Source organism: Clostridium neonatale, from assembly GCF_001458595.1.
GTDB classification, from domain to species: Bacteria; Bacillota; Clostridia; order Clostridiales; family Clostridiaceae; genus Clostridium; species Clostridium neonatale.
Genome location: NZ_LN890328.1, coordinates 1,292,176 through 1,304,754, shown reverse-complemented (window position 1 = coordinate 1,304,754; position 12,579 = coordinate 1,292,176). Strand labels below are relative to the sequence as shown.

The 12,579-nt window shown below is 29.2% G+C and carries 12 protein-coding genes; 11 read left to right on the top strand and 1 reads right to left on the bottom strand.

The features are described 5' to 3' along the window. Positions 1-36 precede the first annotated feature (36 nt). The 8 genes from BN2920_RS12895 to BN2920_RS22620 all read left to right on the top strand — a co-directional run bounded on the left by BN2920_RS12895 (position 37) and on the right by BN2920_RS22620 (position 8,105). Entirely contained in the window at positions 37-786 is a 750-nt protein-coding gene (locus tag BN2920_RS12895) for a creatininase (protein ID WP_097919284.1), read from the top strand. A gap of 178 nt (positions 787-964) precedes the next feature. Then, positions 965-2,233, top strand: a complete 1,269-nt coding sequence (gene codA / locus BN2920_RS12890; RefSeq protein WP_058295409.1) for a cytosine deaminase — start codon at positions 965-967, stop codon at positions 2,231-2,233. Positions 2,234-2,714: 481 nt separating this feature from the next. Then, entirely contained in the window at positions 2,715-3,866 is a 1,152-nt protein-coding gene (locus BN2920_RS12885; RefSeq protein WP_058295408.1) for an ABC transporter ATP-binding protein, read from the top strand. Continuing rightward, a complete protein-coding gene (locus tag BN2920_RS12880; protein WP_058295407.1) occupies positions 3,859-4,722 on the top strand; it encodes a carbohydrate ABC transporter permease in 864 nt (287 codons plus the stop codon). The genes BN2920_RS12885 and BN2920_RS12880 overlap by 8 nt, the downstream gene beginning before the upstream one ends. 59 nt (positions 4,723-4,781) lie before the next feature. Further along, positions 4,782-5,621, top strand: coding sequence for a carbohydrate ABC transporter permease (locus BN2920_RS12875; RefSeq protein WP_374116954.1), 840 nt, complete (start codon positions 4,782-4,784; stop codon positions 5,619-5,621). Between the two features lie 140 nt (positions 5,622-5,761). Further along, entirely contained in the window at positions 5,762-7,114 is a 1,353-nt protein-coding gene (locus tag BN2920_RS12870; protein ID WP_058295405.1) for an ABC transporter substrate-binding protein, read from the top strand. Between the two features lie 109 nt (positions 7,115-7,223). Further along, entirely contained in the window at positions 7,224-7,952 is a 729-nt protein-coding gene (locus tag BN2920_RS12865) for a glycerophosphodiester phosphodiesterase (RefSeq protein WP_058295404.1), read from the top strand. After that, positions 7,953-8,105 (top strand): HAD hydrolase-like protein, encoded by a 153-nt coding sequence (locus BN2920_RS22620; protein ID WP_083498916.1) that lies wholly within the window; start codon positions 7,953-7,955, stop codon positions 8,103-8,105. It begins immediately after the preceding gene. A gap of 143 nt (positions 8,106-8,248) precedes the next feature. Here BN2920_RS22620 and BN2920_RS12860 read toward each other — a convergent pair whose 3' ends face one another. Beyond that, the gene (locus tag BN2920_RS12860; RefSeq protein ID WP_058295403.1) at positions 8,249-9,313 is read right to left on the bottom strand and encodes a LacI family DNA-binding transcriptional regulator; all 1,065 of its coding nucleotides are present in this window, start codon (positions 9,311-9,313) and stop codon (positions 8,249-8,251) included. 334 nt (positions 9,314-9,647) lie between these two features. On the opposite strand from BN2920_RS12860, the gene BN2920_RS12855 reads away from it, so the two are divergent. The 3 genes from BN2920_RS12855 (at position 9,648) to BN2920_RS12845 (ending at position 12,504) form a co-directional block, all read left to right on the top strand. Then, positions 9,648-10,058, top strand: coding sequence for a peptide deformylase (locus tag BN2920_RS12855; protein ID WP_058295402.1), 411 nt, complete (start codon positions 9,648-9,650; stop codon positions 10,056-10,058). Between the two features lie 188 nt (positions 10,059-10,246). After that, positions 10,247-10,564, top strand: coding sequence for a nucleotide pyrophosphohydrolase (locus BN2920_RS12850; protein WP_058295401.1), 318 nt, complete (start codon positions 10,247-10,249; stop codon positions 10,562-10,564). A gap of 197 nt (positions 10,565-10,761) precedes the next feature. Next, on the top strand, positions 10,762-12,504 hold the full coding sequence (locus tag BN2920_RS12845; RefSeq protein WP_058295400.1) for a methyl-accepting chemotaxis protein: 1,743 nt from the start codon (positions 10,762-10,764) through the stop codon (positions 12,502-12,504). The last annotated feature ends 75 nt before the right edge of the window (positions 12,505-12,579 follow it).

The window sequence follows — 12,579 nt, the reverse complement described above, 5'->3', positions numbered from 1 at the left end:
ATAAAGATAAATAAAAAATAGAAAAGAGGATTTAAAATGAGTTATTTTATGCATGATATGACATGGAAAGAATTTAATGATTGTAAAGAGAAAATTGTAATACTTCCAATAGGAGCAACAGAGCAACATGCAATGCATCTGCCATTATGTACAGATGCAGCAATTGCAGAAAACTTTGCATTAAAGCTTGCAGAGGCTGTAGATGGAGTTATTATGCCAACACTAACATATGGATATAAATCAAAACCTCTAAGTGGTGGAGGACCACTGTTTCCAGGAACTATTGATTTAAATGGAGAAACTGTTATAAAGCTTGTTTATGACATACTAATGGAAATAGTAAAGGATGGTTTTACAAAGATATTTATAATGAATGCACATTTTGAAAATGAGGCATTCATTATAGAAGCTATGGATTTGGTAAATAGAGATATAAATGGAAAAGTAGTAATAATAGAATCTAACTGGTGGGATCATATGTTTCAAGATGTAATAGATGAAGTATTTAATGAAGTACCATTTCCAGGATGGGCATTTGAACACGCAGCAGTAACTGAAACATCTCTTATGATGTATTTTAAACCAGAGCTTGTTCATTTTGAGAAAAATGTTGAAGTAGGAGAAACAGAAGCACTTCCTTATTTCAGATATCCATTATATAAAGGGGATGTACCAGAAACAGGTGCACTTGCAAGTGCAAAATCATCATGTGCAGAAAAAGGAAAAGTAATTGTTGATAGTGTTATACCTGAATTAGTGAAAATATGTAACAAAGAATTTAAGTAAAAGTTTAATATACAAGAGTTACAATAAAACATATAAAATATGTAAAATTTAAAAATATTCAAGGTTTATAAAAATATTTAAGAATTATAAAATAAAGAAATACATTATTTTAAGTTGTAGTCTACTAAGATTAGTATTTATTAAATTAAAAGCTTTAAAGGCTCAGGGGGAATTTAAAATGGTAATACTATATAAAAATGCAAGATTAAAAGGAAAAAAAGAATTAACTGATATATTAGTTGAAGATGGAGTAATAAAAGAAATTGGTAATGATTTAATAAGCAACAATTTAAATAATGATAAAGTTAAGGAAATTTATGATTTAGAGGGAAATTTAGTTTTGCCTCCATATGTAGATCCTCATATTCATCTTGACTATGTATTTACAGCTAAAAAAGAAGGAGCTTTAAATGATACTGGTACTCTTTTTGAAGGAATTCAAAGATGGAGTGAAACAAAATCAGATTTAAATATTGAGGAAATAAAAGAGAGAGCAAGACTTGGAATAAAAAAAGAAGTACTTCAAGGAGTTCAGTTTATAAGAACTCATGCCGATGTTACAGATCCAAATCTTACGTCTTTAAAAGCACTTTTAGAACTTAAAGAGGAGCTTAAAGAATTTGTTACAATACAAGTTGTATCATTTCCACAAGAAGGTATGTATGCATATAAGGGGGGAGATGAACTTGTAGAAGAAGGTTTAAAGATGGGGGCTGACTGTGTTGGTGCAATTCCACATTTTGAACTTGCAAGGGAATTTGGCGAAAAATCAATTCATAAGACAGTAGAACTTGCAGTGAAATATAACAAACTTATTGATGTTCACTGTGATGAAACAGATGATGATCAATCAAGGTTTGTAGAACTTTTATCTGCACTTTCTTATATGGAGGGAATTGGACATTTAACAACAGCAAGTCATACATGCTCATTTGGATCATCAAATAACGCATATGCCTTTAAAATTATGAAAGACCTTAAAAAATCAAAATTAAACTTTATAGCATGTCCAACTGAAAATATATATCTTCAAGGAAGACAAGATACATATCCAAAGAGAAGAGGATTAACAAGAGTAAAAGAGCTAAACGATGCAGGAATAAATGTATGCTTTGCTCAAGATTCAATGTCTGATCCATGGTATCCTTTAGGAAATGGAAATATGATGATGATATTAGATCATGGAATTCATATAGCACAAATGATGTCATTTGAAGAAATTGATAATGCCCTTGATCTTATTACAACCAATGGAGCTATAACTATGAATATTCAAGATATGTATGGTATAGAAGTAAATAAGCCAGCTAATTTTATAGTTCTGAATGCAAAATCTGAATTTGAAGCAATATGTGAACGTGCAGAAGTTTTAAGCTCGGTTAGAAATGGTAAGTTCTTATTTAAGAAACAGCCTAGAGTTATAGATTCTTATATGAATATAGTATAAATCATTTAACAGTATTATTTAATTAGATAGGGTAGTATTAATAATTAAAACAAAAGCCATGTGTAAGAATAATAAATATTCAAGCATGGCTTTTTTGATTTTCTACTTATGCTCAGTTATCTATTGGTTAAATCACTTGAATATCCATACAGTTTATGAAATTAGCTAATATTCCATATGATTTCAGCAACAATAGTAATATTATGTTGAAGTTTATTGAAATAAATTAATAAATTATATATTTAATTCAACAAAGTTCAACGGGATAAATATGTTAAATCAAAGTAAAGATACTGATAAAGGCCTGTAAAGATTGTGTAAATACTACGTAAATAGTATTGATAAACGATTACATTAAATTGACTTTGATTTTGCGTGGTGATAAGATTCAAATTGTTGGAAGGAAAATTTTTAAAAAAAAGTTCAACAAAGTTTACTAAAGAAATTTATTACAATCAAGTTTTATGAGGAGGTAAATTAAGTGCCGAAACTATTGCTTAAAAATATATGTAAAAAATATGATGAGGAGTCATATGCAGTTAAAAACGTTAATTTAGAAGTTGATGATAAAGATTTTGTGATTTTAGTTGGACCATCAGGATGCGGTAAGTCAACAACACTTAGAATGATAGCTGGTCTTGAAGAAATAAGTGAAGGTGAAATGTGGCTGGATGGACAGTTTGCAAACTATCTCACTCACAAAGAAAGAGATCTAAGCATGGTATTTCAAAATTATGCATTATATCCAACCATGTCTGTTTATGATAATATAGCATTTTCTTTAAAGGTAAGAAAAGTTTCTAGAAATACTATAAAAGAAAAAGTAAATGAAGTTGCAGAAATTTTAGGGATTCAGCAGCTATTAAAAAGAATGCCAAAAGAATTATCTGGAGGACAAAAGCAGAGAGTTGCAATTGCTAGTGCAATAATAAGAAACCCAAAGATTTTACTTATGGACGAGCCCTTATCAAATTTAGATGCAAAATTAAGAAATCATATGAGAGTTGAAATGTCAAAGCTTCATAAAAAATTAAACAATACAATTATATATGTAACTCATGATCAGACAGAAGCTATGACACTTGGTACAAAGATAGTTGTATTAAAAAATGGAGAGGTACATCAAGTAGATACGCCAGAGGCATTATATGATAATCCAGTTAATAAATTTGTTGCAGGATTTATAGGTCTTCCATCAATGAACTTTATAAAATGTCAATTGAAAAATGAAAATCAATTAATGTACTTTAATCTTGGCAATGAAAAAGTATATTTACCCAAAAGTAAAAGTGATTTGTTAATTAAAAAAGGGTATGAAAACAAAAATGTAATTATAGGAATACGACCAGAGCATATTACAAACAACATTGATATGACAGAAAGAGATAAAGAATATATATCTTCGCCAATTAGTGTAAAAGTAGATTTAAGTGAAATGCTTGGAGATAAAACAAATATTTATTTTAAAATTGGTGATAATGATTTAACAGCAATTTTTAAAGATAATTGTAATTTTGGGATAGGAGATAAGGCGGAGGTTTTAATATATACAAAAAATATATGCATTTTTGATGAAAAAAGCGAGAAGAATATCTTACATGACGAAGTTAAAGGAGGTTTATGTGATGAATAAAACAAAAAGATTTAAAATCGAACCATATTCATTTATTATGCCGAGTCTTATAATATTTTCATTATTTCTATTTTATCCATTTTTTAAAACATTATATTTAAGCTTATACAAAACAGATAAAATGGGACAACCAAAATTATTTGTAGGATTTGAAAATTATACAGATTTATTTTCATCACCTTCCTTTTATAACAGTTTAGTTGTTACGTTTGTTTTTGTAGCTATAGTTGTTTTAGGAAGCATGGCAATTGGACTTTTAACTGCTGTATTATGTAATAAATCCTTCCCTGGAATAAGAGCATTCAGCACAGCTTATGCACTTCCAATGGCAATTGCATCTTCGTCAGCTGCAATGATATTTAAGATCATTCTTCATCCGTCAGTAGGAATTGCAAATAAAGTTTTAAATTCTAATATAAATTGGCTGACAGACCCTAAGTATGCATTAATTTGTGTTGCAGTACTAACTGCATGGCTTAATAGCGGTATTAATTTCTTGTATTTTTCAGCTGGATTAAGCAATATTGATGAATCCATATATGAAAGAGCATCAATTGATGGTGCAAATTCAATTCATCAGTTTTTCAAATTAACGCTTCCTGGGCTTAGTCCAATTCTATTCTATACTTTCGTAGTAAATATAATACAAGCGTTCCAGGCTTTTGGACAAGTTAAGATATTAACACAAGGTGGTCCGGGAGAGTCTACAAACCTTCTTGTATATTCAATTTATAGAGATGCATTTTTCAATTATCGTTTTGGTAGCGCAGCAGCACAGTCAGTTATACTTTTTGCAATAATAATGATACTTACTTTAGTAATGTTCAAAATGGAGAAGAAAGGGGTCAAGTATTAATGGAAGCTGTAATTAATGAGAATATAACCAAAAAAGAAATAGAAGACATTCAAACAAAAATGAGAAGAAAACACAAAAATAGAAAAAGAATTAAATCTTCTTTAAGACTAGCAGTTAATCTAGTTGTTGTATTAATTGTCCTTTTACCGCTTTTATATGCTTTAAGTATTGCTTTTATGCCATCAAGTGAAGTATTTACAACAGATTTGAATTTAATACCTAAAAATCCAACCATATCAAACTTTGTAGATGTATTAAAAAAGGTTCCTTTATTTAAATTTGTATTCAATTCATTTGTAGTAGCGGGACTTATAACACTTGGGCAGATAGTATCTTGTTCACTAGCAGCATTTTCATTCTCGTTCTTAAATTTTAAGGGCAAAGAAATATTGTTTATGCTTGTTATGTCAACAATGATGATTCCGGGTGAAGCAACAATTATTTCAAATTACTTAACAGTAAGTTCATGGAACTGGTTAGATTCATATCAGGTACTTATCGTTCCATATTTAACATCAGCTATGGGAATATTCTTATTCAGACAATTTTATTTATCATTCCCAATTGCTCTTTATGAGTCAGCCAAAATAGATGGATGTACAAATTTAAAATTTATATGCAAGATTTTAATGCCGCTTACAAAATCGGCAATAGGTGCAATGGCAGTTTATACATTTATAAATGCATGGAATATGTATATGTGGCCTCTTCTAGTAACTGGCTCTGATAAGATGAGAACTGTTCAAATTGGTATAAGTATGCTTAACAGCATTGATTCTCAATCTATAACGATGATGATTGCAGGTGTTGTAATGATAATTGTACCTTCACTATTAATCTTTGTTGTTGGTCAAAAGCAGCTTATAAGAGGAATGTTCTCAGGAGCCGTTAAAGGCTAAATATACTAAAAAGTAAAATGTATCGATTATTATGTTGGCTAAAAACAACATGTATTAATATTAAGAAGATCAAATTTAAAATACATGCTGTTTAATATAAAAAGATTATGATTTTTTAAAGTTGAAGGGAGAAAACAAAAATGAAATTAAAGAAATTCTTACCACTTGTTTTAACTGCTACAATGGCTTTAACTACACTTGCAGGATGTGGCGGCGCTAGTCAGGGGACTGCTGATGCATCATCAAATGGTAGTGATGCTCAGAAGACAACAATAACATTCTGGCACTCTATGGGTGGAGTAAATGGAGAAGCTCTTACTTACTTAGTTGATAAATTCAACAGCGAAAATGATAAAGGAATTTTTGTAGATGCACAATATCAAGGGGAATATGATGATTCAATAAATAAACTTAAAAGTGCACAGCTTGGAAATATGGGAGCAGATTTAGTACAAATTTATGATATTGGTACTCGTTTTATGGTAGATTCAGGCTGGATAACTCCAATGCAGGAGTTAATTGATAAAGATAAGTATGATGTTTCAAAAATTGAACCTAACATAGCAGCATATTATTCTGTAGATAATAAGTTATATTCAATGCCTTTTAATTCATCAACACCTATATTATATTATAATAAAGATATGTTTGATAAGGCGGGAATTGAAAAAGCACCAGAAAGCTTTTCTCAAATTGAAAACATATCAGGAGATTTAACATCAGAAGGTGGAGCAACAAATGCTATATCACTAGGAATTTATGGATGGTTCTTTGAACAATTTATATGTAAACAAGGCCTTCAATATGCAGATAACGGAAATGGTAGAGAAGGCGCTGCAACTTCAGTTGAATTTGACAAAAATGGAGCAGCTTTAAATATTTTAACTGCATGGAAGAGTTTATATGACAAGGGATGTACAGCAAATGTAGGTCGTGGTGGTGATGCAGGACTTGCTGACTTTTCAGCTGGGAAATCAGCAATGACATTAGGTTCAACAGCTTCATTAAAACAAATCTTAAAAGATGTTGATGGTAAATTCGAAGTTGGTACTGCATACTTCCCAAGTGTTGTTGATGGCTCTAAAGGCGGAGTTTCAATTGGTGGTGCTTCTTTATGGGCTTTAGATAATAAGGATGAAGCTAAGAAAGATGCTACATGGGAATTTGTGAAATTCTTGATTTCTCCAGACTCACAAGCTTATTGGAATGCTAACACTGGATATTTCCCTGTTACAACTGATGCACAAAATGAACAAGTATTTAAAGATAATGTTAAAGAATTCCCACAATTTCAAACAGCAATTGATCAACTTCACAGTTCAGCACCAGAATATGCTGGAGCATTACTTAGCGTATTCCCAGAAGCTAGACAAACAGTTGAAACTGAAATCGAAAATATGCTTAATGGAAAACAATCTCCAGAAGAAACTGTAAAAGCTATGGCAGACAGTATAAATAAATCAATTAAAGAATATAACACCATTAATAAGTAGTGGACTGAATATAATTATTATATAAGCATTAAATTAAAAAAGAGTATCCACAATAATTAATTGTTAGATACTCTTTTTACATTATAAGTTATGTATAAGGAGATAAATTATGTACAAGACAAGGATTTGGGCACATAGAGGTGCTTCAGGGTATGCACCAGAAAATACTTTAGAAGCATTTAAGCTTGCAATAGATGAAAAAGCAGATGGTATTGAATTAGATGTACAGCTTACAAAAGATAAAGAATTAGTCGTAATACATGATGAAAAAATAGATAGAACAAGTAATGGTAAGGGGTATGTAAAAGATTATACATTGGAGGAACTTAAAAAGTTCAATTTTAATTATGGTAATGAAAAATATGAAGAGGTAAAGATTCCAACACTCAAAGAAGTATATGAGCTTTTAAAGCCAACAAATTTAATTATAAACGTAGAGATTAAAACTGGAATTATCTTTTATGAAGGAATAGAAGAAAAAGTATTAAAACTCGCAAAAGAAATGGAAATGGAAGATAGAATAATATATTCATCTTTCAATCATTATACAATAAAGAGAATTAAAGAACTTAATAATAGGGTACCTACTGGGTTATTATATTGTGATGGATGGATAGGTATTTTAGAATATGCTAAAAAATTAGGTGTTACTGCACTGCATCCTTGTGGATATAATCTTCAATATGAAAATCTTATAGAAGAATGTAAAAAAGAAAATATGCTTTTGCATGTTTGGACTGTTAATGAAGAAAAAGATATGAAACTTTTATATGAAAATCAGATTGATTCAATAATTACCAACTATCCAGATGTGGCAAGAAAAATAATAAATCAATAAATTACAGATATTTTATGTGGGTTAAAAAGTGGAGTAGACACAGCTGCTGTATTCACTGGAGAAACCAATAAAGAAGAAATTAAAGCTTCAAAATATAAACCTACTCATATATTCAATTCTGTAAAGGACATTTATAAGCTAATAAAAGTATAAAGTTTTTACTGAAAACTATAAATAAGGGATGTACAAAGTTTAATGATAAATAACCGAAATAAAGCTCTCAAATCGAGCTTATAATATATTGAATTTCGGTTATTTTTCACTAAACTCTGATTCCACGCAATTTATTTATGATGTTAAAAAGTTGATTTTTTAGTAGTATTTCTAACAACTAGTTTGCTTACATATTCAACTCGTGTTATTGCAGAAGAGTGTGCTTTTGAAGGTTCAGCTTTTAATTTATCTATTAGAAGATTAAATGCGCTTTCACCACATTTTTCAAGAGAATGGTCAACAGTTGTTAGCTCAATAGGCGAAAGTTTAGATGGATATATGTTATCAAATCCGCATACGCTTATATCTTCGGGAACCTTGAGTCCTAAAGAATGAATTGCATCTATAACACCATAAGCAACCATATCATTTATTGCTACAATTGCAGTAATTTCTGGAGCCTTTTTAATGCACTCTAGAGTAAGACCATATCCAACATCATGTTCTAATGTTATGCTTTTGATTTCTGTTTTAGGAGATATATCGCGTGTAAAAATATGTACATTACCTTCGGGACAATTTTCTTCATATTCTTTTTTAATTCCCTTTAAACGTCTGATTCTTGCAGAGTGGTGATCATTTAATGTAGTTGAAACATAAGCAATATTTTTATGATTAAGTTCGATTAAATGCTTTGCAACAAGCTTTCCAGCATTGAAATTATTAATATCTACAGTATCAATACCAAGTTCATTTTTACGATCTCCAATTGCAATTACAGGTATTTTATCATTTAATTTAAATGCAAGTTCAGGATTTTGAGGTATCATTGAAAATATAACACCACATGCATTACTTGATGAGAGTCTATCAATTATGTAATGTTCACGATTTTCATCCCAATATGTAGTTAAAATAGCAGTTTCATATCCATTATAATATGCATTATTTTCAATACTTTGTATAATTGTAGCAAAGTAGGGATTGATAACAGACGGGCAGATAATGTAAATGAGATTGCTGTTTTCTATATTATTGTTATTTTTATGCTTAGTTTTATATCCCAATTCTTCACAAGTTTTATAAATCAGAGATATTGTATCATCAGAAAATCTAGAAATACTTTTTTTATTAAGTATCATAGAAACACTTGCAGGCGACACTCCAGCTTTTTTTGCTATATCGCGCATAGTTACTTTTTTTTGCATTTAATTTCATCCTTTACCCTTATATATTGTAAAAATTCTAATATATTTTGGTAAAAAAATCAAGGCATACGATGCTTTTATAACAAGAAGTTAATAATACGGTTAATCTCTTGGAAGAGTATAAATGGTGACAGTCACCACCCGAAAAATGCTGTTAAATATACAAAAGTTATTTTTATAATCTGTAAATATAGCGATTTTTTGTGATAAAAGTCTTAGAATTTCTAAAGCTTCTTTTTATATATATTATATGCAAAGTTAAATTTCTATCAGATAATATCAGATAAATGATATAATAAAAGAAACATAAGTTAAATGAAAGGAATTGAGGTGGATGATTAGACCAATAATGAGGGATGTGTTTTTCCTCAATCAAAAATCTGAACAGGCAACGGAAGCAGACAAGCATGTAATTCAAGATTTACTGGATACACTGAAAGCAAACGAAGATGGTTGTGTTGGAATGGCTGCTAATATGATTGGCGTAAAAAAACGTATAATTGTAGTAAGCATGGGATTTGCTAATATTCCAATGATTAATCCAGTGATTGTGAAAAAATCCGGACCATATGAAACAGAAGAAGGATGTCTTTCATTATTAGGAGTAAGAAAGACTACGCGATATAAAGATATTGAAGTGGAGTTTTTGGATGCTGGATTTAAAAAGCAAAGACAGAAATATTCTGGCTGGATTGCACAAATTATTCAGCATGAGGTTGATCACTGTGATGGGATTGTGATTTAGTTATGAAGGGAGATTTTGAACATGGAAGCAATAGAAAGTCAACTATATCTCATTTTTTAGGTTGTATGAAATATTTTTTCAATATTTAATTTGAATTTATAAGGACTAATACTGATATTTATATAATCATAAAATTCAATAAATGATATAATAAAATAAATAGACATGAGAGATAGAGGTTTAATAAAATGCAAAAAACAATAGAAAGAATAAGAAAGTTCAGAAATGACAGAGACTGGAGTCAGTTCCATACACCAGCTAATTTATCAAAAGCAATATCAATAGAAGCAGGTGAACTTTTAGAAGAATTTTTATGGGATGAAGAAAATTATAACAAAGAGCATGTTTGTGAAGAGCTTGCAGATGTTTTAGTTTATTGTGTACATATGGCAGATTGTATTGGTGTTGATATAGATGAAATTATAAATAGCAAAATGGATAAGAATGAAAAGAAATATCCAGTTGAGAAGTCAAAGGGAAATAGCAAAAAATATACTGAGTTATAATAGTAATAAAATATTTTTCAAATTGGAACTTGTGTAAAAGCAGGTTCTTTTTTGATTATAAAAAATAAATCATTAAATTATTCATTTTTATTCATATTATAGCTTATATTGACAATAAAGTATAGATTAACTTATAATAAATTGGATAATTATATATAAAAATTTAATTTACTAAGATTTGGAGTGAAATTGAAAAAATGAATATTAAAAAAAGAGGATTAATAGTAATTTTCACGGTATTTTCTTTATTAATTGTTATGACATCAATATCTGGGGGGATATACATATATAATCATACGATTAATCAGACAGCGGAAGAAGCATTAAAATCTCTAAGGTCAATTGTAAATATGATAGATACAGATAAATTTGAAAACTTTATGGAAAATAAAGATATGGAAGATGCATATTATAAATCACTTCAAAAAGATTTTACAGAAATAAAGTTAGATAATAATTTTAAATATCTTTATACTGAAAGCTATGATAAAGATGGAAAAACGACAGTTTATGGAGTGGATACATTAAGTATTAAAGGAGATGGTGATCCATATGAGATTGGTGAAACGGTAAATTCTGAAGGAAATTACTACGATACAGAAGAAGCACTTGAATCTCTTAATAAAGGAATAGAAACATTTACAAAGCCATATAAAGATGAGGAATGGGGAATGCTTATATCGTGTAATGTTCCAATAAAGGACAAATCAGGTGATGTTTTGGGGATAGTATCTTGTGATATTTCAGCAGAGAATTCATATAAAGATATTAAAAATACATTATTAATAATCGAAGGAATTATTCTGATATTTTCAATACTAACAGCATTCTTGATTTTTATATTCTTAAAAAGATACATAAGTGAACCAATAAATAAAGTTGTAAAAACTTTATTATCTATATCTAAAGGAGACTTTAGTGTTAGAGTAGATGAATCTATTATAAATCAAGAAGATGAAATAGGTTTTATTTCAAGAGAAATAGAAAATATGAGAAATTCGGTAAGGAATTTAGTAAGTAGAGTTATTGAAGATAGTAAGTTAATTGATGGCTCAGCTAAACTATGTTTTGAAAGTATAGAAATTTTAAAAGAAAAAGTAAACAATATAACTAATGATTCCCAGGAAGTTTTAAGCGTCATGGAAGAGACTACATCATATACAGAAGAGATAAATGCTACAACTAGTACTGTAACTGAAACAATGGGAATGATAAAAGATAGATCAATAAATGGTATGAATGCAAGTAAGGAAAACAATAATAGAATAGAAGAAGCCAATAATAAAATAATAATATCTAAAGATAATTTGGACAAGGTCTATACTGAAATGCATAGCAATCTTAAAGATTCAATAAATAATTCTAAAAATATTGAATATATAAAAAAATCTATAGGTATGATTGGAGATATTTGTGACCAAACTAACTTACTTGCATTAAACGCATCAATTGAAGCAGCTAGAGCTGGTGAGCATGGAAAAGGATTTGCAGTTGTTGCGAAAGAAGTTTCTGATTTGGCTGAAGAATCAAAAAATGTAACTTACAAGATGCAAGAAGTTGTAGACATAGCTTTAGAATCAGTTGAAAAATTAGTTTCAGATTCAGAACGTATTTTAAACTTTTTAGACTTTGAAGTTGTTAAAAACTATGAAATGTTCTTGGCTACTGGGCAACAATATACTAAAGAATCAAATGAAATGGTAAGTATCTTTGAAGAATTTAATATATCTACACAAAAACTTTATGATTCAACTAATGTTATGACAAAGGCAATAGATGATATTACAAGTGCTGCAAATGCAACCACAGAGGATGTAATGAATATTGTTGGCGATGTTGAACATATTAATAGTAATTCAGAAACATTGTATGAAGAAATAAATACAACTAAGCAAAGAGCAAATGAACTTATTGAATTAGTTAATCATTTGAAAATCTAGTTTAGAAATAATTTAAAGTGGGATAAATTTCATATACCAACAAATTTAATTGATAAAAGTCTTATAATTTTCTAA